25 protein-coding genes and 1 tRNA gene are annotated in these 24,619 nt (G+C 36.4%); 16 read left to right on the top strand and 10 right to left on the bottom strand.

Translation table 11 applies throughout. The features are described from left to right. Window positions 1-30 precede the first annotated feature (30 nt). Window positions 31-537 (bottom strand): TIGR02652 family protein, encoded by a 507-nt coding sequence (locus Anndu_RS11335; RefSeq protein ID WP_464101307.1) that lies wholly within the window; start codon window positions 535-537, stop codon window positions 31-33. Between the two features lie 93 nt (window positions 538-630). On the opposite strand from Anndu_RS11335, the gene Anndu_RS11330 reads away from it, so the two are divergent. Further along, on the top strand, window positions 631-1,167 hold the full coding sequence (locus tag Anndu_RS11330) for a gamma carbonic anhydrase family protein (RefSeq protein WP_464101306.1): 537 nt from the start codon (window positions 631-633) through the stop codon (window positions 1,165-1,167). 110 nt (window positions 1,168-1,277) lie between these two features. On the opposite strand, the gene psbD is transcribed toward Anndu_RS11330, so the two are convergent. Continuing rightward, window positions 1,278-2,336 (bottom strand): photosystem II D2 protein (photosystem q(a) protein), encoded by a 1,059-nt coding sequence (gene psbD / locus Anndu_RS11325; RefSeq protein ID WP_464101305.1) that lies wholly within the window; start codon window positions 2,334-2,336, stop codon window positions 1,278-1,280. A 278-nt stretch (window positions 2,337-2,614) separates the two neighbouring features. On the opposite strand from psbD, the gene Anndu_RS11320 reads away from it, so the two are divergent. From Anndu_RS11320 to nuoH, 3 genes are all read left to right on the top strand, one after another. Continuing rightward, window positions 2,615-2,701 (top strand) — tRNA-Ser (locus Anndu_RS11320). Between the two features lie 38 nt (window positions 2,702-2,739). After that, window positions 2,740-4,479 carry a CHASE2 domain-containing protein gene (locus Anndu_RS11315; RefSeq protein ID WP_464101304.1) on the top strand — a complete coding sequence of 580 codons (1,740 nt, stop codon included), beginning with the start codon at window positions 2,740-2,742 and terminating at the stop codon, window positions 4,477-4,479. A 130-nt stretch (window positions 4,480-4,609) separates the two neighbouring features. Beyond that, on the top strand, window positions 4,610-5,728 hold the full coding sequence (nuoH, locus tag Anndu_RS11310; protein ID WP_464101303.1) for an NADH-quinone oxidoreductase subunit NuoH: 1,119 nt from the start codon (window positions 4,610-4,612) through the stop codon (window positions 5,726-5,728). A gap of 65 nt (window positions 5,729-5,793) precedes the next feature. Here the strand turns inward: nuoH and Anndu_RS11305 are convergent, their stop codons facing one another. After that, window positions 5,794-6,366 (bottom strand): DUF2808 domain-containing protein, encoded by a 573-nt coding sequence (locus tag Anndu_RS11305; protein WP_464101302.1) that lies wholly within the window; start codon window positions 6,364-6,366, stop codon window positions 5,794-5,796. A 238-nt stretch (window positions 6,367-6,604) separates the two neighbouring features. Continuing rightward, a complete protein-coding gene (msrB, locus tag Anndu_RS11300) occupies window positions 6,605-7,003 on the bottom strand; it encodes a peptide-methionine (R)-S-oxide reductase MsrB (RefSeq protein WP_464101301.1) in 399 nt (132 codons plus the stop codon). 215 nt (window positions 7,004-7,218) lie between these two features. Between msrB and psb29 the strand changes: the two genes are divergently transcribed. The 4 genes from psb29 to gltX all read left to right on the top strand — a co-directional run bounded on the left by psb29 (window position 7,219) and on the right by gltX (window position 12,813). Further along, the gene (gene psb29, locus Anndu_RS11295; protein WP_464101300.1) at window positions 7,219-7,896 is read left to right on the top strand and encodes a photosystem II biogenesis protein Psp29; all 678 of its coding nucleotides are present in this window, start codon (window positions 7,219-7,221) and stop codon (window positions 7,894-7,896) included. Window positions 7,897-7,929: 33 nt separating this feature from the next. Further along, window positions 7,930-8,130 (top strand): hypothetical protein, encoded by a 201-nt coding sequence (locus tag Anndu_RS11290; RefSeq protein WP_464101299.1) that lies wholly within the window; start codon window positions 7,930-7,932, stop codon window positions 8,128-8,130. Between the two features lie 338 nt (window positions 8,131-8,468). Further along, a complete protein-coding gene (locus tag Anndu_RS11285; protein ID WP_464101298.1) occupies window positions 8,469-11,144 on the top strand; it encodes a phycobilisome rod-core linker polypeptide in 2,676 nt (891 codons plus the stop codon). Between the two features lie 217 nt (window positions 11,145-11,361). Then, a complete protein-coding gene (gene gltX / locus Anndu_RS11280; protein WP_464101297.1) occupies window positions 11,362-12,813 on the top strand; it encodes a glutamate--tRNA ligase in 1,452 nt (483 codons plus the stop codon). 239 nt (window positions 12,814-13,052) lie between these two features. On the opposite strand, the gene Anndu_RS11275 is transcribed toward gltX, so the two are convergent. Beyond that, window positions 13,053-14,027: a cytochrome c oxidase subunit II gene (locus tag Anndu_RS11275; protein ID WP_464101296.1), complete on the bottom strand. Its 975-nt coding sequence runs from the start codon at window positions 14,025-14,027 to the stop codon at window positions 13,053-13,055. Between the two features lie 256 nt (window positions 14,028-14,283). Between Anndu_RS11275 and Anndu_RS11270 the strand changes: the two genes are divergently transcribed. Further along, a complete protein-coding gene (locus Anndu_RS11270; protein WP_464101295.1) occupies window positions 14,284-14,919 on the top strand; it encodes a pseudouridine synthase in 636 nt (211 codons plus the stop codon). Between the two features lie 88 nt (window positions 14,920-15,007). Here Anndu_RS11270 and Anndu_RS11265 read toward each other — a convergent pair whose 3' ends face one another. The 4 genes from Anndu_RS11265 to Anndu_RS11250 all read right to left on the bottom strand — a co-directional run bounded on the left by Anndu_RS11265 (window position 15,008) and on the right by Anndu_RS11250 (window position 17,858). Next, entirely contained in the window at window positions 15,008-15,715 is a 708-nt protein-coding gene (locus tag Anndu_RS11265; RefSeq protein ID WP_464101294.1) for a hypothetical protein, read from the bottom strand. 163 nt (window positions 15,716-15,878) lie between these two features. Further along, complete coding sequence (locus tag Anndu_RS11260) at window positions 15,879-16,196, bottom strand: MgPME-cyclase complex family protein (RefSeq protein ID WP_464101293.1); 318 nt, start codon at window positions 16,194-16,196, stop codon at window positions 15,879-15,881. A gap of 148 nt (window positions 16,197-16,344) precedes the next feature. Then, complete coding sequence (locus tag Anndu_RS11255; RefSeq protein ID WP_464101292.1) at window positions 16,345-17,064, bottom strand: pyridoxine 5'-phosphate synthase; 720 nt, start codon at window positions 17,062-17,064, stop codon at window positions 16,345-16,347. A 152-nt stretch (window positions 17,065-17,216) separates the two neighbouring features. Next, window positions 17,217-17,858, bottom strand: coding sequence for a DUF2301 domain-containing membrane protein (locus Anndu_RS11250; protein WP_464101291.1), 642 nt, complete (start codon window positions 17,856-17,858; stop codon window positions 17,217-17,219). Window positions 17,859-18,006: 148 nt separating this feature from the next. Between Anndu_RS11250 and Anndu_RS11245 the strand changes: the two genes are divergently transcribed. From Anndu_RS11245 to obgE, 3 genes are all read left to right on the top strand, one after another. Further along, entirely contained in the window at window positions 18,007-18,561 is a 555-nt protein-coding gene (locus tag Anndu_RS11245) for an RNA 2'-phosphotransferase (RefSeq protein ID WP_464101290.1), read from the top strand. 66 nt (window positions 18,562-18,627) lie between these two features. Next, entirely contained in the window at window positions 18,628-19,452 is an 825-nt protein-coding gene (gene larE, locus Anndu_RS11240; protein WP_464101289.1) for an ATP-dependent sacrificial sulfur transferase LarE, read from the top strand. A 75-nt stretch (window positions 19,453-19,527) separates the two neighbouring features. Further along, window positions 19,528-20,577, top strand: a complete 1,050-nt coding sequence (obgE, locus tag Anndu_RS11235) for a GTPase ObgE (RefSeq protein WP_464101288.1) — start codon at window positions 19,528-19,530, stop codon at window positions 20,575-20,577. Between the two features lie 112 nt (window positions 20,578-20,689). On the opposite strand, the gene Anndu_RS11230 is transcribed toward obgE, so the two are convergent. After that, window positions 20,690-21,664 (bottom strand): cysteine synthase A, encoded by a 975-nt coding sequence (locus tag Anndu_RS11230; RefSeq protein WP_464101287.1) that lies wholly within the window; start codon window positions 21,662-21,664, stop codon window positions 20,690-20,692. 108 nt (window positions 21,665-21,772) lie between these two features. Here Anndu_RS11230 and Anndu_RS11225 point away from each other — a divergent pair, with 108 nt between their 5' ends. From Anndu_RS11225 to nusB, 4 genes are all read left to right on the top strand, one after another. Continuing rightward, entirely contained in the window at window positions 21,773-22,216 is a 444-nt protein-coding gene (locus Anndu_RS11225) for an NUDIX hydrolase (protein ID WP_464101286.1), read from the top strand. A gap of 49 nt (window positions 22,217-22,265) precedes the next feature. Next, the gene (locus Anndu_RS11220; protein ID WP_464101285.1) at window positions 22,266-23,066 is read left to right on the top strand and encodes an HpsJ family protein; all 801 of its coding nucleotides are present in this window, start codon (window positions 22,266-22,268) and stop codon (window positions 23,064-23,066) included. Between the two features lie 133 nt (window positions 23,067-23,199). Further along, window positions 23,200-23,877, top strand: coding sequence for a DUF502 domain-containing protein (locus Anndu_RS11215; RefSeq protein WP_464101284.1), 678 nt, complete (start codon window positions 23,200-23,202; stop codon window positions 23,875-23,877). Window positions 23,878-23,976: 99 nt separating this feature from the next. Next, window positions 23,977-24,615: a transcription antitermination factor NusB gene (nusB, locus tag Anndu_RS11210; protein ID WP_464104079.1), complete on the top strand. Its 639-nt coding sequence runs from the start codon at window positions 23,977-23,979 to the stop codon at window positions 24,613-24,615. Window positions 24,616-24,619: the final 4 nt, after the last annotated feature.

Here is a 24,619-nt window from a genome sequence, read left to right as displayed (position 1 = left end):
ATTAATAATTGATTCAACCCCAAAAATACCCTATTCAAATAATTGATAATAGGGATATTCTTTAGCGATTCCCTGTTTTTTTTCCAAAGTAAAATTAACAATTTCCCAACTAGGATCACCATCACATTGATCACTAAATTCCACTGGAATACCATATAATTTTAAACTCTGAAATTCCGATTCTTGGCCAACAATTTTACCAGTTTCTAAATAACTAATCATTAAATCTTGATAACGATAAGAAATAGTTATTTTTGTCGCCAAATAACCTTCTAAATAAAGCCGATCTAAAGCTTCATGAATTTCAAAACGTATCCCATCAGGATGATTATGTTGACGATACCATTTATCCTGCCAATAACGCCAATGTCGCCCCGAATGCAAATGCACAAGTTCTCCCGTATTCCCATCAGCCTCAAAAGCCCCATGACGAGAACATAAATAACTATCAGTTAAAGTTAAAGCCCCAATCGTAGCATCACAATGGGGACATTTAATTTCCGGGCCAAAAATCGGGTATTGCGAAGGTAAATCCATTATTTGTGCCTTGGTTGTTGATATAATTAAAATCAGAAATTTTTAAACTTCTAATTTAATTTTAATTCAGAAATCTTGTCAGTCAACAATCAAATGAGTTCAGTTAATCCTAATTATTGGCCATCTCCCGATACTTCAGCCTGTAGTTTTATTGCCCCTAATGCCCTTGTAATGGGCGATGTAGTCTTAAAAGAAGGTTGTAGTATCTGGTATAATGCAGTAATACGGGCTGACATTGAACGTATTGAGATCGGCCGTTTTACCAATATTCAAGATGGAGCAATTTTACACGGAGATCCAGGTGAAATCACCATCATAGAAGATTATGTCACCGTTGGCCATCGAGCAGTGATCCACGCCGCAAAGATCGAAGAAGGTTGTTTAATAGGTATTGGAGCGATTATTTTAGATCAAGTTACAGTGGGCAAAGGCAGTATTATTGGAGCAGGATCAGTCGTCACAAAAGATGTTCCCCCCTATTCTCTAGTGATGGGTGTTCCCGCCAAAAAAGTCAAAGATGTATCTCAACAACAGGCTTTAGAATTAATTGAACACGCCAAAAAATATCAAAAATTAGCCTTATTTCATGCAGGAAAATCTAAGATGACAGGCTTTGAAACCAATCAATAAGCCTTGATTCAACATTTCTCAACTATCAAATATCAACTTTTAACTAATAAAAAAAACCCCTCCCAGATGGAGAGGGGTTTGTGGAGAACTAAAAGCAACTTTATCTAGCCTTAGAGAGCGTTACCACGAGGTAATACTTCTTCAGGGAAGATAAAGCGCTCATGGGGTTGATCTTGAGGAGCCATCCAAGCTCTCATACCTTCATTTAATAAGATATTTTTGGTATAGAATGTTTCAAATTCAGGATCTTCTGCGGCTCTTAACTCTTGAGATACAAAGTCATAAGCACGGAGGTTTAAAGCTAACCCCACAATGCCGATCGCACTCATCCATAAACCCGTTACGGGTACAAATAACATGAAAAAGTGTAACCAACGCTTGTTAGAGAAAGCAATCCCGAAGATCTGAGACCAGAAACGGTTCGCAGTCACCATCGAATAGGTTTCTTCCGCTTGAGTCGGTTCAAATGCACGGAAAGTATTAGCTTCATCGCTATCTTCAAATAAGGTATTTTCTACCGTTGCACCGTGAATAGCACAAAGTAAAGCACCACCTAAAACTCCCGCTACACCCATCATATGGAAGGGGTTAAGAGTCCAGTTGTGGAAACCTTGTAAGAATAAGATGAAACGGAAAATTCCCGCTACACCAAAAGAAGGAGCAAAAAACCAACTAGCCTGTCCGAGAGGGTACATTAAAAATACACTCACGAAAATAGCAATAGGTGCGCTAAAAGCGATCGCATTATAAGGACGAATCCCCACAAGACGAGCGATTTCAAATTGACGGAGCATAAAGCCAATTAGGGCGAAAGCACCATGTAAAGCTACAAACGACCAGATACCGCCAATCTGACACCAACGGGTGAAATCCCATTGAGCTTCAGGCCCCCATAAAAATAACAGGGAATGACCCATGCTATCGGCAGGGGAAGAAACGGCGGCGGTAATGAAGTTACAGCCTTCGAGGTAGGAACTAGCTAAACCGTGAGTATACCAAGAGGTTACAAAGGTTGTTCCGGTTAACCAACCACCTAAAGCTAAATAGGCAGTGGGAAATAATAAAATTCCAGACCAGCCTACGAAAACAAAACGATCACGTTTGAGCCAGTCATCGAGGACATCAAAAACGCCTCTTTGAGCAGGTGCGCGTCCTACCGCAATTGTCATGACGTAAATCTCCTAAATTAGATGTAAGTACAAATTTTTATTTTAGATTAGGGCGTTGTGTTTATGGTGATAAACACAATTGTGAGAAAAATTTACTTTTCTTAACTTTTTTTATTTTAAAACAAACTTGGTCAATTTGCTAGTCAAATTCTTAACAAAATCTAAAATTTCTTGATCAAATTTTGATTAAGGTCAATAATTGACAGTTGACCCATCATTTTTTACAAAAAAGTGGTCAATTTGAGCAAAATACATTAAAATAAAAAAGCTAAATATCTGGAGAGGTGGCAGAGTGGTTGAATGCGGCAGTCTCGAAAATTGTTATGGCGGCAACGTCATCGAGGGTTCAAATCCCTCTCTCTCCGTTAATTTTAATCATTTTTAATCAAGATGCGGCATTAGAATGCAGCGAGAAAAATTCAAACAACAATTATGGCAATGGAGGGGAATTTGGTTGACAGTTCCGGCGGTTGTTATTTTAATTATTGTGGGAATCCTAACGGGTTTTTTTCAATTATTAGAATGGGCGACTCTGGATCAGTTTTTTCGTTTGCGTCCTTCTGAGACTCCTGACTCTCGCATTGTTTTAGTGACCATTGATGAAGATGATCTTAATAGTCTTGGACAGGGTAATTTATCCGATCGAACCATTGCCCAAGTCATCACCAATTTAAAACAATATCAGCCAAGGGTAATCGGTTTAGACCTTTATCGTAATTTTTCCATTGAACCCGGCACTCAAGAATTATTAAAAATTTACCAAACTACGCCCTATTTGATCGGGGTGGAAAAAGCTGTTGGTAAGTTAATTGCACCTCCTGACGGTTTGCCCTATCCCGATCAGGTTGGTTTTGCGGATTTAATTTTAGATGGAGATGGCAAAATTAGACGAGGTTTAATTTCCATTCGTCAACCGGATCAGACAATTGAATTAAGTTTTGCTACTCAATTAGCTTTAAACTATCTTTTAAAAGACAAGATTAAACCCCAAGCTATTGCTGATCATCCCAATTTAATCCAGTTAGGAAAAAGTATCTTTTCCCCCCTTAGAAAAAATGATGGTAGTTATGTGCGCGTAGATAACGGGGGTTATCAAATTATGTTAAATTATCGAGGGCCGATCGAGCATTTTCAAAGAATTTCCATTCGAGAAGTCTTAGATCAAAAATTTCCACCGGAATTAATCAGCGATCGCATCGTCATTATCGGTTCAGTGGCCGAAAGTATCAACGAATTTTTTAACACCCCCTATAGTTATTATTTTTTGGGTAGTCCCAGTCGCAGTTCAGCTTTAGTGATCCATGCTAACTTAACCAGTCAGATCATCAGTGCGGCCTTAGATGGCAGAGCCTTATTAAAAGTGTGGTCAGATCCCATCGAATGGCTTTGGATTTTAATTTGGTCATCGATCGGAACCATTGGCCGTTGGTTATTATTAGAAGCCCGTTTATTTAATCATCATAAAGCCTCTCAATGGACAATGATCGGGGTTTTCATCATACCAGGAAGTTTATTAATTTTCACTATTAGTTATTTGGCTTTTTTAAGTGGTTGGTGGCTTCCAGTAATCACACCCTTAACGGCCTTTATTAGTTCATCTATTATTATCACCAGTTATCACCATCGTTATTTACAAAATTTAGCATCAATTGATCAATTAACTCAAGTAGCTAACCGTTATTTTTTTGATCAATTTTTAGAAAAAGAATGGTGGCGCAAAAGTAAAGAAAAACAAGTAATCTCTTTAATTTTATGTGATATAGATTACTTTAAAAATTATAACGATGCTAAAGGACATTTGGCAGGGGATGAATGTTTACACCAAGTCGCCCAAGCCATTAGTAAAGCCGTGCGTCAAACCGATCTAGTTGCTCGTTATGGCGGAGAAGAATTTGCTGTTATTTTAGTCAATACCCCCCTTGAAAATGCCATCCAAATTGGTCAAAGGATACATAAATCAGTTAATAGTCTTAATCTTCCCCATCCTAATTCAAATGTTAATCCTTATGTTACTTTAAGTTGTGGGCTTAGTACCATGATCCTTAATCCTAATCATAGTCCCAGTGATTTAATTAAAAGAGCCGATCAAGCCCTTTATACCGCCAAAGCTAACGGTAGAAATCGTTTAGAAATTGCACATTGACGGGTAAAATCCCTTCTATTCTAAAGCTTTTCAGTTTTTTGTTACCCCTTGACGGCTAAAATATTCAGCATAATCTCACAGAAAAATATACAATCTTGATAGATTAAATTTAACCTTAGTTATTTAAAAGATGAACTCTGGAATTGACTTACAGGATAGTTTTATAAAAAGTCTAACGGACTTAGGACTTCCGGCGGATCTGGCTAAACTACTGTGGATCCCCCTGCCCTTATTTTTGATGATTATTGCCGCTACGGTGGGAGTTTTAGTCTGTGTTTGGCTAGAACGTAAAATTTCCGCCGCCGCCCAACAGAGGATCGGGCCTGAATATGCCGGGCCTTTAGGGGTGTTACAACCGATCGCTGATGGTCTAAAGCTAGTCTTTAAAGAGGATGTGATCCCTGCTAATGCTGACAACTGGCTTTTTACCATTGGGCCTGCTTTAGTGGTCATCCCCGTATTTTTATCCTATTTAATTGTACCTTTTGGTCAAAACATCGTAATTACTGATCTAAATATTGGGATTTTTTTATGGATTGCCTTATCTAGTATTGCCCCCATTGGTCTTTTAATGTCAGGTTATGCCTCTAATAATAAATATTCGTTATTAGGAGGATTAAGAGCCGCCGCCCAATCTATTAGTTATGAAATTCCCTTAGCTTTATCTGTACTAGCCATCGCCATGATGTCCAATAGTTTAAGCACTATTGATATAGTACAACAACAGTCAGGTTATGGCATTTTAGGCTGGAATATTTGGCGACAACCCGTTGGTTTTATCATCTTCTGGATCGCCGCTTTAGCCGAATGTGAAAGATTACCTTTTGACTTACCCGAAGCGGAGGAGGAGTTAGTAGCAGGGTATCAAACGGAATACGCCGGAATGAAATTTGGTTTATTTTACGTTGGTTCTTATGTTAATTTAACCCTTTCTGCCCTCGTTTTTGCCGTTTTATATCTAGGTGGTTGGGAATTTATTATTCCCATTGATAAACTAGCCAGTTGGATCGGCGTGAGCGAAACAACCCCATGGTTACAAGTGTTAACCGCTTCTTTGGGCATCACTATGACCATTTTAAAAGCTTATTTCTTAGTATTTTTAGCTGTATTATTACGTTGGACAGTGCCAAGGGTAAGAATTGACCAATTATTAAATTTAGGTTGGAAATTTATGTTACCCGTCTCTTTAGCCAATTTATTAATTACCGCCGCCTTAAAATTATCATTTCCCTTTGCTTTTGGCGGTTAAATTTTAAAAATTCGATCCCCTTAAACCCCCTCTCCCAAATGAGAGAGGGGTTTATTTTTGATTAATTAACGTCTGTTCACAGAAACGATCCAAGTGCCAATTTTTAAATATAAAGGAATTTCATTATTGGCCGGCATAAATGAGCCATTAAAATAAAACATTCCACCAAAACGAGGGTTTCTCACATTACTAAATACTACTTCTAAAGCATCTCCCCTCTGTAAAGCCTCTCTTAAATAAGTCTTATCAAGTTGATCTAATTGATCATAATTGATACCTATTTCCACAAAATTAGCTTCTTCATCGGAAATAATATCTAATGCCTCCCTTGGTACTGACTCCTCATTAATTCTTAATTCAATATTATCAGAGTCAATTCTGCCATTAAATCTTTCTTCATAACTAATGCGAATTTTAGATACTCCTTCGGTGATTTTTTCGGCGGGAATATTGAAGCGATAACGCTCTCTAGCATTAGCTCTCATGCCAAAATCCCAACAAAAGGGCAATTCATCGCCCCGCTCTTGGAGGCCACTCCATAAGGTTAAACCACTACATTCAGCTTTAGCTATTTGGGGAAAACCAACGATGACGCTTGTTGATAATAAAACTATTCCAAAAGTAGATTTCCAAGGCATTTTTGAGAATAACATAACTATTTAAACTAAAAGTAAAATTACTATAATTGATAAAAATATATTGTCAGAAAACTTTAAATATTTCTATACTGTAACATTAATTAAACAGGTTACTGATCCCAGTTGACTGTTGAATGTGAAGACGTTAGTTGATCTCAAAAAGTGCCATTGAAGATTCAATTTTACAAAAAAAATAGTCCTCTCCTAATACTTATTACTTATTACTGATTCTTATTTATTAACTTTCTGGCTTAAAATTCAAAGAAACAGAATTAATACAATAACGCAGGCCGGTGGGTTGAGGCCCATCATTAAAGACATGGCCTAAATGGGCATCACAGGAGGCACAATGCACCTCTGTGCGTTTCATAAAGAAACTATAATCATTTTCCGTGGCCACATTTTCATCGTGGAGAGGTTGCCAAAAACTAGGCCATCCCGTGCCTGAGTCAAACTTTTGATCAGAACTAAACAGTTCAGCCCCACAACAAACACATTGATAAATACCTTTATCTTTTAAATTGTAATATTGGCCGGTAAAAGCCCTTTCCGTACCTTTTTTGCGAGTAACTTGGTACTGTTCGGGACTTAAAACTTCTTGCCATTCTTGCTCGGTTTTCTGAACTTTAGCTGACATAGATCTATCCTTGAAAAAAATAAAGATTACATTACATTTGAATTGTAACAATTTTAGAAAATTTGATCATCCTTAATCCTTAATCCGTTGATAATTTTGCTAGATCTCAATTTTGGAAGATTGACTGTGGAGTAATTATTAATCAGTTACCAATGACTAATGACCAATCAATGAGACAATAGAAATAATGTTTATTAAAGTAGATTATATTATTCGTGAATACAAATCGTACAGTTTCAGATACTAAAAGGGATTTTTATACCCATCATAACCGCCCGATCAACTCTATTTACCGACAGGTGGTTGAAGAATTATTGGTAGAAATGCACTTATTATCTGTTAATGCAGATTTTCGCCAAGATGCAATTTATTGTTTAGGTGTAGTTACTGCTTTCGATCGCTTTTTAGCTGGATACCAACCGGAAACTGATAAAATTTCAATTTTTAATGCCCTTTGTCAGTCAGTGGGGGGATCACCTGAAACTTATCGTCAAGAGGCTCAAACCGTGTCTTGTTTGCCGGAAAATTGGTCTATGGATGATTTTCTCAACTGGATCACACAACCAAAGGATGGAGATGGCACTCAAATTTTAACTAATACCATCAATTCGATCCGTCAAAATCCTAATTTTAAATATAGTCGTCTGTTTGCCATCGGGGTCTATGCTTTAATGGAGAAAATTGATCCCCAATCAACGGCCGATAGTCAAAAACGTAATTCTGTTTTAGAAAAAATTGCCTTGGCTTTAGGTTTTTCTCAAGATAAAATTCAAAAAGATTTAGATATTTATCGTAGTAATCTGGAAAAAATAGAGCAAGTTTTATTATTGCTTCAAGAAACCATCGAAAGCGATCGCAAAAAACGCCTAGAAAGAGAAGCCAATAAAAGTTAATCCTCATCAGTAACAGATGACTAAGGAGGAAAAATGATACATTTACGTTTTGAAGGACGCTCCTACGATTTAACACAAGATCAGGTCAAGATTACCCCACAGATGGGCGATCGGCAAATTAAAGAAAAATTAGCCCAATATTTAGATCTTCATCATAGCGGCCTTGATGATTATGTAATCGATCGCCCAGCCAGTGGTGATTTAATCATTCGTCCTGAAGCAGTTTACGGTTAACTCTTAACCCCAAAGCCAACTCCTCTCTAGCAGTTAGGGGAGTTGGCTTTGTAATTTTTGATTGAAGAATCAGTGATCAAGATTTTTGAAATTGTTAAAAAAATATACAATTCTTAATAAATCAACTAAGAAATACCAAAACAGTTTAATCTAGTTTCTGACTGATCTATCAAAAATCAATCAAGTTATATCTTTTCTATTTCATAGAAAAAACCACAGAACAAGCCAAAACTATTGTAATAACTGGATTTAGCTAGTTTTTACCCAGTTGAGGCCATCTGATAAGATAAAAAAAACTCTCTATATTTCAACATTTGATAGGAGATCTTTAATAAATCATGAGTACTAACTCCAGTGGTGGAACTTTTGTGGCACGGCCACAGCTATATCAAACTGTCGCTTTAACCACGATTAGTCAAGCTGAACAACAAGATCGTTTTCCTGAAATTGGTGAATTAACTCAACTCACCGCCTATTTCCAATCGGGTAACAAACGCTTGGAAATTGCTCAAGTTCTCAGTGATAACTCCGATCTGATCGTTTCTCGTGGGGCGAATCGAATTTTTACTGGTGGCTCTCCAATGTCTTTTCTGGAAAAACCGCCTGAAGATGTCGCTCCTCAAAAGGCGCTGGTTTCAGCGACTTCGGCGGTGGAAGAAGGCATGAAATTAGGTACTGTTACATACGTTGATGCTAGTGGTAGCAAAAACAAAGGTGAGGGGATTTTTGGCGGAATCAAAAATCTTTTTGCTGGTAGTGGTGCGGGCCCCATTCCTGCTGGTTTTCGTCCCATTAATGTTTCTCGTTATGGTCCTACTTGGATGACCAAATCTTTACGAGATTTATCTTGGTTTTTACGCTATGTCACCTACGCCATTGTAGCAGGTGATCCCAGTATTCTGGTGGTGAATACCAGAGGTTTACAGGATGTCATCGCTAATGCTTGTCAAATTAGTGCGGCAATTGTAGCATTACAAGAGATGGGAGCGGCCTCAAAAGAATATTTTAGAGGAGATGCTCAAGCCAGAGAGATTGTTGATCAATACTTTAGTGTATTAATTGCGGAACTTAAAGCACCTTCTCCTGAGAATAAATTGCGCCCTAATCCTCATTTAAACGGATGGGGCAGAGAATTGCCTCAAAGTTATTATAATGCGGCTCAAAGAATACAAAAATTTGCGATGAGACCCGGTTTATCTGGGGTGGAAAAGGCAGATGTGCTTAAAGCGGCTTACCGCCAAATTTTTGAGCGTGACATCACCAAAGCTTACGGTCAATCAGATTCTTATTTAGAAACTCAAGTCAAAAATGGCGACATCTCAATGAGAGAGTTCGTCCGCCGTATTTGCCAAGGGCCTCTTTACCGTAAACAATTCTACGAACCCTTTGTTAACAGTCGAGTGGTAGAATTGGCTTTTCGTCATATTTTAGGACGTGGTGTTAGTACCCAACAAGAGTTCCAAAAGTATTTTGCGATTGTTTCGGTTGGTGGACTTAACGCTTTAGTCAATGAGCTTGTGAACTCGAATGAGTATGGGGAATATTTCGGTGAAGAATTTGTCCCCTATCTTCGTGATTTGGGAGAGGAAGCTCAAATGGCTCGGACATGGGGAATGCAACATGACCTGTTTAAGTATAGCGCTCCTTTCCGTAAAATACCTCACTTTATTACCACTTTTGCACAGCGCAATCAACCCTTACCCGATCAGCACGTTTACGGTTCTGGCAATGATCCCCTTGAAATTCAATTTGGTGCGATCTTCCCGAAAGAAACCCGTAATATGAGTGCTAGTCCTGCTCCTTTTGGCAAGGATACCCGTCGGATCCTGATCCATCGTGGGCCTGGTATTAATAACCAACTTTCTAACCCTTCGGCTAAAGCGGTTAACCCTGGTTCTTTAGGGGCGAAAGTATTTAAGGCTTCTGCTTCCACAGGTGAAGATCAACCTTCGGCTAAGGCTTTAATTTTAGCGGCTTACCGTCAAATTTTTGGACGGGATGTGTATGAAGGTCAAAAAGTGGCACAGGAAGAAACTCGTTTCGCTAACGGCGAGATCAGTATGAAAGAATTTGTGAGAGTTTTAGCTAAGTCTGATACTTTCCGTAGTTTATACTGGACTCCTTTCTACGTTTGTAAAGCGATCGAGTATATTCACCGCCGTATTTTAGGCCGTCCCACTTACGGCCGTGCGGAAATGAACCAATATTTCGATATTGCTTCTAAGTCTGGCTTCTATGCCGTAGTTGATACGATGATCAACAGCCAAGAGTATTCTGAAGCTTTTGGTGAAGATACCGTACCTTACGAGCGCTATTTAACTCCGGCCGGTTTACAATTACGTCATGTGCGTCCGGGTTCGATCGGTAAAGGGATCGGTGCCAAAGTGGTTAAAGAAGAAACACCCCGCTTTATCGAACTGGGTCAAGTTACCCAAATGCGTACTACTCCTGATGTTAACTTCCGTATTAACCAAGGGGTATCGGCACAACGGACTCAAACTAAAGCCTTCAAGTTAACCGATCGCAGTGATAAAGTTGCAGTTAATAATTTAATTGCGGCGGCTTATCGTCAAGTATTTGAAAGGGATCTTGCTCCTTTCACCATCGAGTCTGATTTTTCTGTTTTAGAAGCTCGTCTGCGGGATGGACAAATTACCGTTAAAGAATTTATTGAAGGTTTAGGCACTTCTAGCCTTTATATTAAGGAATTTTACGCTCCCTATCCTAACACTAAAGTGATTGAATTAGGGACTAAACATTTCTTAGGACGTGCGCCTTTAAACCAAAAAGAAATTCAACATTATAACCAAATTTTAGCAACCCAAGGTTTAAAAGCTTTTGTGAGTGCTTTAGTTGGTACGATGGAATATGCGGATGTATTTAATGAGGATACCGTCCCTTATCGGCGTTTCCCCACTTTACCTGCGGCTAACTTCCCTAATACGGAAATTTTATACAACAAGTTAACTAAGCAAGATAGTGACATTGTTGTACCTAGTTTTGAGCCTGTATAAATAGGTTAATTGATTTTTTTTAAGTTGAGGGGGGATAAAAGAAGGATCATCTTTTATCCCTTTTTTCTTAAATTTCTATATTTACTCAGTAATTAAATTGTAAACTACATAATAATTTACGTTAAAGCTAAATCTGATTTTAATTGATCTCAATAGCAACAAAACCATTTGTATGAGAAAATAAACCATTGCACACTTTATCAAAAAGGATTTAATTGTGACTGTTAGAGTAAGAATCGCACCATCTCCCACTGGTAATTTACATATTGGCACGGCTCGAACTGCCATATTTAACTGGCTTTTCGCCCGTAATCAAGGGGGAAATTTTATCTTAAGGATTGAAGATACGGACGAAGCGAGATCACGTCAAGAATATACTGATAATATCATGTCCGGTTTAACTTGGTTGGGGATTGATTGGGATGAGGGGCCTTTTTTCCAAACTCAGCGCCTCGAACATTATCAAAAAGCTATTCAAACTTTATTAGATCAGGGTTTGGCCTATCCCTGTTATTGTACACCCGAAGAACTCGAAGCGATGCGAGAAAAGCAAAAGGCTAATCAACAAGCCCCCCGTTATGATAACCGTCATCGTAATTTAAGTGAGGAAGAAAAACAAGCTTTTGAGGCTGAGGGCAGAAAACCTGTGATCCGCTTTAAAATTGAGGATGATCGGGAAATTGTCTGGCACGATCAAATTAGGGGTAAAGTGGTATGGAAAGGAAGCGATCTGGGGGGTGATATGGTGATCGCTCGGCGTGATGAAACGGGAAATGCTCCATTTGGGCAGGTTTTATATAATTTGGCGGTGGTGGTAGATGATATTGATATGAATATCACCCATGTGATCAGAGGTGAGGATCATATCGCTAATACGGCTAAACAGATTTTACTTTATGAGGGTTTAGGAGCGACTGTTCCGGTATTTGCTCACACTCCTTTAATTTTAAATCAGGAAGGCAGAAAACTCTCAAAACGGGATGGTGTAACTTCCATTGATGATTTTAGAGATATGGGCTTTTTACCTCAAGCGATGGGGAATTATATGTCTTTATTAGGTTGGACTCCTCCTGATGCCACTGCTGAAATTTTTACCTTAAAAGAAGCCTCTCAAACTTTTAGTTTAGAAAGGGTAAATAAGGCAGGTGCTAAATTTGATTGGGATAAATTAGACTGGATTAATAGTCAATATTTACATAAAATGCCCATTAATGAGTTAGTTTCTTTATTAATTCCTTACTGGGAAAAAGTAGGTTATTCTATTAATTTAGATAAAGATCAAGAGTGGATTGGGAGTTTAACTGCTATGATTGCACCTAGTTTAACTCGTTTAACTGATTGTGTGAAGGAATCTCGCTTAATTTTTGGGGAAAAGATTACCCATGATGAGGAGGCTTTAAAACAATTAAAACAAGAGGGAGTTAAAGAGGTTTTAAGCTCAATTTTAGAGGGAATTAAGGATAAAACTAATTTAACCCATGATGAAGCTCAAACTTTAATTAATCAAGTAACAAAAGCTCACAATGTTAAAAAGGGTGTAGTTATGCGATCGCTCAGGGCTGGTTTCATGGGAGAATTAAAAGGGCCTGATTTAATTCAATCATGGTTATTATTAAATCAAAAAGGTTGGGATCAAATTCGTTTAGAAAGTTCTTTAAAACAGATTTAAAAAAACCCTCTCCCCGAAATGGGGGGGGTTTCAAAGTCGGTGGTAAAATGCAATTCTTAGTTCAATTTATATTAGAAATTATCACTTTTTTAATAATTTGTGATTTATTAATCTTAAAAATAAGTGAAAAAGCCTAACATAAAAAGATTACAAAGATCATAAAATTTGATTTTGAAAAAACCCTGCTTTGAAGGCAGGGTGAGGGATAAGAATTTTACTCCCCAGAAGGGGAGAATTATTTAGGGTTGAATAGTTAAGGTTTTTAAATCAATACCCATTTCCTCAGAATAGGGGGCTAAAAACTCTTGATCTGAAAGTTCTTTCACATTGGTAGCAACCGCCTGATCTAAATCATTACTAGCAAAGGTGTTATTTTGTACCCATTGATCATAATCTTCTTGACTTTCTACATAAAGAGTAGTTTTCATCCCGCCATGATAGGAGCCACATAACTCCGCACAAATAATCGGATAAGTACCGATGCGAGTAGGTACAAACGATAAGAGGGTTTCTCTACCTGGTACAACATCTTGTTTAATGCGAAACTCCGGCAACCAAAAAGCATGGATCACATCTGCGGCCACCATTCTTAGCTCGATCGCTTGATCAACGGGTGCATGGATCTCCCCTGACACAATGCCTGTATCTTCATAAGTGAAAATCCAAGCATATTGAATACCATTAACATTAATTACTAAAGGTTTTTGGCGCACTGCCCCAGAGGGAGTACCTAAACCTAAAGCCACAGTGCGATCTTGACTATCTAAGGCTACCAGATTATCCCCTAAAGCCTGATCATCCATCTTCATGTCATGGTGATGGGCGATCTTTGTTCCCATATCATGGGAAGCCATCGGATCAAGGCCGCCCATGCGATTATAAATATCAAAACTATAAACCGCTAAGATGAAGACAATAATAGTGGGGATAGCAGTCCAAACAATCTCTAAGCCCACATTTCCTTCAATGGGAGGCCCATCAGTTTGATCGCCTTTTTTACGGCGAAACTTAATCAAAATATAGATTAAAGCCCCTTCTACTAATAAAAATAGTCCGGTGGCAATGGTCATCATCAAATTAAATAACGAATCAACGTCATTGGCTTCGGCTGAGGCCGCAACGGGCATTAAATTGTGATGTTGACCATACCAAAGACTCGCAAGGGTTAAAATAATTCCACAAATTAGGGTAAGGATATTACTAGGTATATTCACTGTTTTTATGTTTAATAAATAGTTGAGTCTTGATGTTAGTTCTATGTTATTAAAATTAAGCTCAATTTGCTCAATTTTCACATTTTTTTAAACAAACCTTGACAATTATTAGTTGACAATGGACAATGGAGGATTGCTTAATTAGGTCAAAGAACCCCTTTTTTTAAAGATAAAAAATTGTTTAATTTTCCTTTTTTTCAATCCTCTACTTTGAAGTAAAAATCACTATCCACTGTGTATTGTTAACTGTTGAATAATGTTTAATTATATTTTATTTTATAAACCTTATGAGGTTTTATGTCAATTTACCGATGCTGACCAAAAAGAAAAACCCCGTAAAACCTTAAAAGATTATCTTAATATTCCTGAAATTTATCCGGTTGGCCGTTTAGATTATGATAGTGAAGGTTTATTATTATTAACCGATAATGGGCGATTACAACACCGTTTAGCCCATCGAGAGTTTGCCCATCCACGCACCTATTTAGTACAGGTGGAAAGAGTCCCAACGGATCAAGACCTTCAACCCCTTCGTCAAGGTTTAACCATTCAAAATTATTGTACTCGTCCGGCGATCGCGCGAATTTTGACAGATGAGCCGGAACTTCCTCCTCGCAATCCTCCGATTCGTTATCGCAAAAATATACCCACTGCTTGGTTAGAAATAACTTTAACTGAGGGTAGGAATCGTCAAGTTAGGAGGATGACGGCGGCGATCGGCTTTCCCACTTTGCGTTTAGTGAGAACGGCCATCGCCTTACAACCATTATGGAAACAGTCAAAATCAAATCAAAAGATTACTCAACTAAATTTAACGGGATTAGCCCCCGGCCAATGGCGAGAAGTTAATCAATTAGAACGTCAACAACTAGAAAAACTGCTTTTTTGTTAACCATTAAAATTATTTGATAGACCTATGGCCAAAATAATTATAATTAATCAAAGAAAATCAATTCTTTGGGATTTCTTATCTTAAAACTCTAATATCTAACTTGAGAAGTTAAAACGATTACCCTTTGACTATCCGCTACCACCGCCCAAAAACCTTGATTTGTTAAACGCATTAAAAGTTGATTGGCCTCGGCCATATTATTAGTTTGTAATGCTAAAAGATAAGGATTTCCTAAATAAACCCCTAAGCCTACTTCTTTTCCGGTGATCGTTCTTAACTCGTTAGCAGTTTCTGGACGGTTAAAATAATTAACTAATACCACATAACCACGTCCCAAGGGTTGGGGGTTATAGCCTACGGTGGGAGGATTATTAGGCTGGTTAGAGGGACTGGGGAATTCCTCTGTCGGAATTTGAGATTGCCTTGGCGTGGCGATCACGGCGGGTAGACCCACCACTTCAACTACATATTTTCCAAAGCGATCGGCTTCATCTAAAGAGCGAAAACCCCCTAAGCGAGTTACGATCTGATCATTATACCTACAAACAATTTGATTCATTTGAGTGGGGATACTATTACGCAGTCTTTCTTGACTTTCCACATTGGGAGTATTGATTAATAACAAAAATTCCCTGTCCAAGGGAGCTTGACAGGTGGGGAAACTCACTTGAGCCAAACTAGGGGCAGTTTTGCCCACCAAACCCATTTCCAGAGGTAATAAACTCAGAAAACTTACCCAGAAAATTAATTGACGTGCCAGACAAAAAGATTTAAGGTTGAAGGAAAGTCTCATCATAAGTTAATGATTTTTTGAGGTCAAAATTCTTTTAAAACAATCAAGATACAGTTATTTTGGATCCTAGCTTAATTTTTCCCATTTCAAGGTAATTTTCTAAGACAAACTGCCACGATCTAAAAGTCATGACAGTTTAATCTTAATTTTTGTTGCTTATTTTAAATTAAGCTTCGTTAGAAGCTAAAGCTTCATCCTGTGTAGAAGCCTCAAAATTACCTGTTGAAACATATTCTAAGCGTAATTTTAACCAAGTAATAAATTGAGAATTAGTAGAAATTACCGCTACACAAGGCTGAGGACATTCGGCTTTAACACTATTCATTTCTGGCCTTTCAATAAAAGCAGGTTGTTTGACTAACCAAAAATCAATTTCTTTATTTTTTTCATTATAGTCTCTGGTACGTTCTTTTAAGACTTCTGCAAAAGGTTCTTCCTCTAATAAAAACTTTTGACTGGCCAAAACGTAATGATAAGTTGTCATGGTGCTTAATCTCCTTTCGTAAAAATTATGATAAAAAAATACGACTTATGTAGTTTACATTAAAACTAGCCACTTCATCCGATTTTTATTTTCACTTAACTATATAACTTAATAGTTAAGTGAAGAATAATGATTAAATAATTGGGGATCACTGTCCTTTCATGGCCTGTTTCATTTCTTTGACAGCCCTTTCTAAGCCCACTAAGACTGCCCGACTGATGATCGTATGACCGATATTTAATTCTTCCATTCCGGGTAAACAAGCCACTGGATAAACATTCCAATAGGTTAAACCGTGGCCGGCATTAACTCTTAAACCCAATGATAAAGCCTGTTCACATCCTCTTTCCAACACCTTTAACTCCTCATGGCGTTGTTGTTCGGTGGTAGCTTCGGCGTATTTGCCCGTATGAAGTTCAATGAACATCGCCTCAGTTTTTTTTGCGGCTTCAATCTGTTTTTCCTCTGCATCAATAAACCAACTTACGGGAATACCTCCACTCTGTAGCTGATCCACTACTTCCGAAAACCTCTGAAAATTACCTACGATGTCAATACCGCCCTCCGTTGTCACTTCTTCCCTTTTTTCAGGTACAAGGGTAACATAATTTGGTTTAATTTCTAGCGCGATCGCAATCATTTCGGGGGTAGGGGCCATTTCCAAGTTTAAATGAGTGCGCACGGTTTGACGCAACAACTGAACATCTCGATCTTGAATATGACGGCGATCCTCCCGTAAATGAACGGTAATACCATCGGCCCCGCCTAACTCAGCTAAAACGGCGGCGGCCACGGGATCAGGCTCAACGGTGCGTCTAGCTTGTCGAATGGTGGCTACATGATCAATATTGACACCTAGTGTTAACATAATTTTGCTTTTGTTATTTATTATTAATTATTCGTTACTATTAAATAATAATTAATTTTATTTGTCAAATTAAGTAATTTAAAACTAAATTTACTCAATTTAAAATATTAGTTTTTTGGGATCATTCCGATCCTTAATTAAAGAGGGTTAAATTATTTTTTCAGATGTTCAAAAACTGATTTATCTCCTATATCAGAAGGGATATTTTGCCAGAATTTTCTTAAGGCAAAAACAAGATATAAAATAGCCCATATTCCTAACCCAATTTTTTCTGTTTTTACTGATAAAATATGAACTAAATGGCCTAATAATAACATGGGTACTAAAGGGGTTAAAATTTTTGTTTCTAAACGGTTAAAACAAAAGGCTTCTTTAAAATAAATCCCTGTTAAAGCCACAAAAATCAAGCCAAGGCCGAATAAATTTAAAGGGTAATTATAAACATATTCAATAATTGGTTGATTAGTTTTAAATAATAAAAAAATACTAAAAATTGTACCAATAAACCAAAATATTTTTAACAAATTGTGTAAGGGTTTTAAATAGATATGAATTTTAGTTAAACTTATTCCTAAGCCTAAAATAAATAGGAAGAAAACACTATTAGAAATAACTGAATTAATAGCTAATTGAGGATAAAATAAAACTAAATTTGTTTCTATTAAAAAGCTAATAGCTGATAAGATTAAACCGCAGCGATAAATAATTACTTCTTTTTTATCTTCAGAAGTAATGGTAAACTGTCCATATTGACCTTCATAAATTTGAGGTTGAGAGTTAATAGATGTTGTCATAATTTATAATGTTAAAATAAATTGAAAATTGATAATTTTGTAATCAAAAATAATGAACTTAATTTTATTACTAATAAAAATCGTTCAATAAATTGAACTTAAAATTATATTTTACCATCTAAAATAAAAATAATCTACTCTAATTTGTATGAATAATTCCCGTTTGACTGAAATTAGTAAATTTTTAAGTTATCATTTACGCCATCACCCTGAAAAATTAGATTTAATTTTAGAAAATGGTGGCTGGGTTAACATTGATGATCTGTTAAATGCTTGTGAGCAAAATAATTTTTCTTTGTCTTTATTAGAATTAACTCAAGTGGTTATTAATAACGATAAAAAACGATTTTCCTTTGATGAAACTAACACTAAAATTAGAGCTAATCAAGGTCATAGTATTAAGATAGATTTACAATTAATTCCTCAACAACCTCCTGATTTATTATATCATGGGACTCATCATCAAGTATTAACAAATATTTTAGCACAAGGTTTACAAAAAATGTCCCGTCATCATGTACATTTATCTTTAGATATTATTACCGCTCAAAAAGTTGGTCAAAGAAGGGGTAAACCTGTAATTTTTGCAGTTAATTCTCAACAAATGAATCAAGATGGATTTATTTTTTATTGTAGTGATAATAATGTTTGGTTAGTTGATCATGTTCCTCCCCAGTATTTAAAATTAATTAATTCTAAATAATAACAAATGACTAATTTTATGATATTATTAAAAAAGTTAATTAATTTTCCTTTTTAAGTTGAGTCAATGATTGAACAAAAATTAGAACAACTCTATCATCTTTTCAGTGAAATGGATCGGGCTTTAATTGCCTATTCTGGGGGAGTAGATAGCACTTTAGTTGCTAAAATTGCTTATGATGTTTTGGGCGATCGCTCCTTAGCCGTTACGGCGGTTTCTCCGTCTCTTTTACCTGAAGAATTAGAGGATGCTCAGATTCAAACAGATTTTATTGGCATTAAACATGAATTAATTAACACAAATGAAATGGAAAATCCTAATTATACCTCAAACCCTGTCAATCGTTGTTATTTCTGTAAAAGTGAACTCCATGACACTCTGAAACCTCTGGCTTTAATGAGAGGCTATGCCTACGTTATAGACGGTGTAAATGCGGATGATCTCCAAGACTATCGCCCCGGTATTCAAGCGGCCAAGGAAAGAGGAGCGCGATCACCCTTGGCGGAGGTGGGGGTAACAAAATTAGAAGTGAGGCAAATTTCCGAAAAATTAGGGCTTCCTTGGTGGAATAAACCCGCTCAACCCTGTTTGTCATCCCGTTTTCCCTACGGTGAGGAAATTACCGTTAGTAAATTGCAACGGGTAGGCAGGGCGGAAGTTTATCTCAAAAAACAGGGGTGGCACAGTTTACGGGTGCGATCGCAAGGGGATACGGCTAGAATAGAATTACCACCTGAGCAAATTAAAAATTTTGTGGAAAAAACTGATTTAAAAGAATTAGTTAAAGTGTTTCAAAATTTCGGGTTTCTGTTTGTTACTCTTGACTTAGAAGGTTATCAAAGTGGAAAATTAAATAAAGAAATTAGTTATCAATTGACAGTTGGCAGTTGATAGTTGACAATTATTATTTAACAGATAACCAATAAACAATAACTAATAACAAATAACCAATAACAACTAACAAAAATGCAATTTATAGATCACGCTGAAATTGAAGTAGAAGCCGGAAAAGGTGGAGATGGAATTGTCGCTTTTCGCCGAGAAAAATATGTACCTGCCGGAGGGCCGGCCGGAGGTAACGGAGGTTGGGGAGGCTCAGTATTTTTTGAGGCTGACTCACAATTACAAACCCTCTTGGATTTTAAATATTTGCGCCGTTTTAAGGCTCAAGATGGTGAAAGAGGCGGCCCTAATAACTGTACGGGTGCATCGGGAGATGATTTAATTGTAAAAGTTCCCTGTGGAACGGTAATTTATGATTTAGAAACAGAGGAAATCTTAGGAGATTTAGTAGAAGCTAAACAAAAAATTTGTATTGCTAAAGGTGGAAAAGGAGGATTAGGAAATCGTCATTTTTTAAGTAATAGTAACCGAGCGCCGGATTATGCTCTGCCTGGCCTAGATGGAGAGTTAAAAAAATTACGATTAGAGTTAAAATTAATTGCTGAAGTGGGTATTATTGGATTACCAAATGCGGGTAAATCAACTCTTATTTCCTCTTTATCTTCTGCACGTCCCAAAATTGCCGATTATCCTTTTACTACTTTAGTTCCCAACTTAGGAGTGGTGAGAAAACCGACCGGGGATGGGACGGTGTTTGCGGATATTCCGGGCTTAATTGAGGGGGCTTCTGAGGGTGTGGGTTTAGGCCATGATTTTTTAAGACATATTGAACGCACCCATGTTTTATTACATTTAGTTGATATTACAGCAGAAGACCCTCTGAAAAATTATCAAACAATTCAAGATGAATTACAAGCTTATGGCAGGGGATTGGAAGCACGTCCTCAGATTTTAGCTTTAAATAAAATTGATGCGGTAGACGATGAATTTCAAACATTAATCATTGAGGAATTTCAAAAAGTAACAAAATCACCTATTTTTAAAATTTCTGCTGTTAGTAAAAAGGGAATAGATTATCTTTTACAAGAAATTTGGCAAACCTTAGATCGGGAAAAAGAGTTAAAAAATTATCTTGAATTAGAAGTAGAAGAACAGTTAACAATTGACAGTTAATAATGGACAAGGTTCAACTTTAATTAGAAAAGTTGTTAGAATGAAGAACTAAAAAGGTCATAAATAAAACGGTTTTTAGGTCTTCATTCTGACAGAATCAAATCAGTAATTATTAACTGATAAAAAGGCTTTTACTCGCTAACCAATCTTGATTAAATAAACGGGATTGATAACGTGAACCACTATCACATAAAACCGTAACAATCGTATGACCTGGCCCCATTTCTTTGGCTAAAGCCACGGCCGCACCCACATTAATGCCAACAGAACCACCCATAAATAAACCATCTTTTCTTAATAGTTGATAAATCACTTTTAAGGCTTGGTGATCATCAATTCTAATGGCATCATCTATGGGGACATTTTTCATATTATCGGTGATTCTTCCCTGCCCAATTCCTTCAGTAATTGAGTTACCTTCTTTAATTAATTCACCTGTTTTAACATAACTATATAAAACACTTCCCATCGGATCCGCTACTATTGATTTAATCTGAGGATTTTTTTCTTTTAAAAATAAAGAAACTCCTGCAAATGTGCCACCTGTACCCGTAGCGGCTACCCAAGCATCAATTTTTCCGTCCGTTTGTTGCCATATTTCTGGGCCTGTGGTTTCATAATGAGCCTGTCTATTAGCTAAATTATCAAATTGATTCGCCCAGATCGCATTTTCCGTTTCTTGGGCAATTCTACCGGATAATTTAACATAATTATTGGGATCGGAATAGGGAACGGCCGCAACGGTGCGAACTTGCGCCCCTAAAGTGCGCAAAGTGTCAATTTTTTCTTGAGACTGGGTATCGGGAATTACAATTAAACATTTATAACCTTTAGCGTTACAAATGTGAGCCAAGCCGATCCCTGTATTCCCCGCCGTGCCTTCCACCACCGTGCCACCGGGCTTGAGCAGTCCTTTTTTTTCGGCATCTTCAATAATATATAAAGCGGCGCGATCCTTAACAGAGCCTCCGGGATTGAGAAATTCAGCTTTGCCGAGAATTTCACAGCCCGTTTCGTCACTAAAGCTATTTAAGCGAATTAAAGGCGTATGGCCAATTGTGTCAACAAATCCGTTTTTAATATCCATTTTTTCTAATTAGATAAGTTTCAATGATCTAGCTTATCAGGAAACTGTTGATAGTTGATAGTTAATAGTTAATAGTTAATAATTAATCTTTAATCTGGAATAAATAATATGAACAATCATCAGAATTTAACTATTGTAACGATGGCGATTTTATATCGAGAAGGTAAATTTTTAATGCAATTAAGAGACGATATTGAGGGGATTCTTTATCCGGGGCAATGGGGATTTTTTGGCGGTCATCTTGAAGCAGGAGAAACCATTGAAGAAGGTTTAAAAAGGGAATTATTAGAAGAAATTAATTATAATTGTCAAGATTTTAATTTATTTTGGAGGGAACAAAAAGCTAATTTTTCTAAATATGTTTATTCTGCACCCTTAACCGTTACAATAGATCAATTAACTTTAAATGAAGGTTGGGATTTTAAATTAGTTACGGTGGAAGAAATTAATCACGGACAAATTTATTCAGAAAAAGCAAAACAAATACGTCCGATTGGTGAACCTCATCAAAAAATTTTGTTAGATTTTTTGAGTAAAAATGTTAAATTTTAGACCCAGATCTGCTATTTTAAATATTTAGTTTTATGTTTAGGAAGATAAGATGAACCGTTCAAATCAACTTTTTTTTATTGCTTTAAGTTTAAAAGTAACAGGAATTATTTTAATTCTGTGTGCTATTTTAGACTATTTACTGTTTTTGACCCTGCCCACTAGCCAAGATGCACAAAAATTACTTGTCATGGGTCAAATTATTGATACTGGCTTAACTCCTATTATTGGCTTAGGTTTTATTCTTGCTAGTTATTGGCTAGAAAGCAAAGATCAATCCCAATCATCTAAATTTTTAACTTTAAAATTTTGGAGTTTAGTTATTTCTGGAATTTTAGGCATAATCTTTTTAACTTTTATTCCCTTTTATTTAACTAATTTGAATCAAGTTAAAGCCGATGAAATTACCAAAATTGAACAAAATCAAAATTTAGGAGATGCTCAAATTCAACTTCAAAATCAATATCAAACTTTAAATCAATTAGCTAATGTTTTTCAAAATCAACAACAACTAAAACAATTAGTTCAACAAATAGATACGGAATTACCAAAAATTAATCAGGCTTTAAGTTCTGGTAAATATAATGGAAAAACTCTTACTCCTCAAGAAATTCAACAGTTACAAGCCCAACGTACTCAGTTAGAAACTATTAAAAATTTTAAGGATAATCCCCAAAATTTAGATAGTCAAATTAAAGAAATTAAAAACAAAATTGAAACGCAAAAAAGTAATAGAACGAAAGAAACTAATGATAAATATTTTAAACAGGGTCTGCGCATTACTTTTAGAAGTTTATTTTTAGCGGTGGGTTATCTTGCGATCGCTGTTTTAGCATGGCTATCTTTTAAATAATTGTCAATTGACAATTGACTAATAACTAATAATTAATTTAGCTGTGCGATCTTGTTAATTTTCCTTTACAATAAAGATTTAATAACCATTATTGAGTATTTATTTTAAGCAAATAAGGAGAGGTGAGCCTTCAGTGCTACAACACTTCAAGCAGGATTTAAAAAATGATTTAATCGCCGGATTATTAGTGGTAATACCTTTGGCCACTACGATCTGGCTCAGTTTTACCGTAGCTTCGTGGGTGATTAATTTTTTAACTCGCATACCAAAACAACTTAATCCTTTTGATGGTTTAGATCCGATTTTAACTAATTTGTTAAATTTGGTGGTGGGTTTTGCAGTTCCCCTTTTGTCCATTTTATTGATTGGTTTAATGGCCAGAAATATTGTGGGAAGATGGTTATTGGATGTGGGAGAGCAAATTTTACAGGCTATCCCCTTGGCCGGCTCTGTTTATAAAACTCTCAAACAACTGCTAGAAACGGTTTTAAAGGATTCTAAAACCCGTTTTCGCCGAGTTGTTATGATAGAATATCCCAGTCAAGGAATTTGGAGTTTAGGTTTTGTCACAGGACAGTTACCAACGGTGCTTCAATCAAATCTATCTGAACCGATGTTAAGTGTATTTATTCCCACTACACCCAATCCTACTTCGGGATGGTATGCGATTGTACCTGAATCAAAATTAATTAATGTTTCTATGTCTATCGAAGATGCTTTTAAAGTTTTGATTTCTGGTGGTATTGTTAATCCTTCTGTTGCTGAACAAATTAATTCTTCTCCTTTATCTTTACCCGAAGTTGTTAATTAGTCATTGGTCATTGGTCATTGGTTATTTGTAAAAATATTAACTTTTTACTTATTATTTTCTACTTCCCACTTATTACTTATTAATTATTATTTATTACCTATTATGTCTCGTCCACAACCTCGTAGAATTGCCCGTGAATTAGCTTTATTAAGTTTATCCCAAATTAAAGGTTCTTCGGCTGAAAAATTAGAAGAAAAAGAATTAGAAGATTTAGTTTCGGCCGCTATTCATGCTTTAACTGATGAAATTAAAGATATTTTAGAAAGTGCTTCTAGTGAAGTAAAAAAAGGTAGTGATCGCCTGTTACAAAGTGATCTACTTTCTAGTGATTTACAAAGTTGTAAAACTAGAGTAGAAGAAGCTTTAGAATCAACAAAAATAGCGATTAATCGTTTAGGAGTGGCCGTAGAATTACCCTTATTTATTCAAGTAGCCGGCCAATATGAAGTTAGAAAATATGCCATTGAATTAATTGGCACAATTAAACGCCGAAAAAGTGAAATTGATCAAACTTTAAATAAAGCTTTAGTAGATTGGCAATTTAAAAGATTACCCAAAATTGATCAAGATATTTTACGTTTAGCAGTGGGAGAAATTTTATTTTTAGAAATACCTGATAAAGTGGCAATTAATGAGGCAATTGAATTGGCAAAACGCTATTCTGATCAGGATGCACACCGTTTTATTAATGGTGTGTTGCGCAGAGTAACTGATCATTTAGGGTTAGTTAAATCTTGAACAA

The sequence above is a fragment of the Annamia dubia NIES-4383 genome (assembly GCF_055394725.1).
This window is presented reverse-complemented; position numbering and strand designations above follow the sequence as displayed.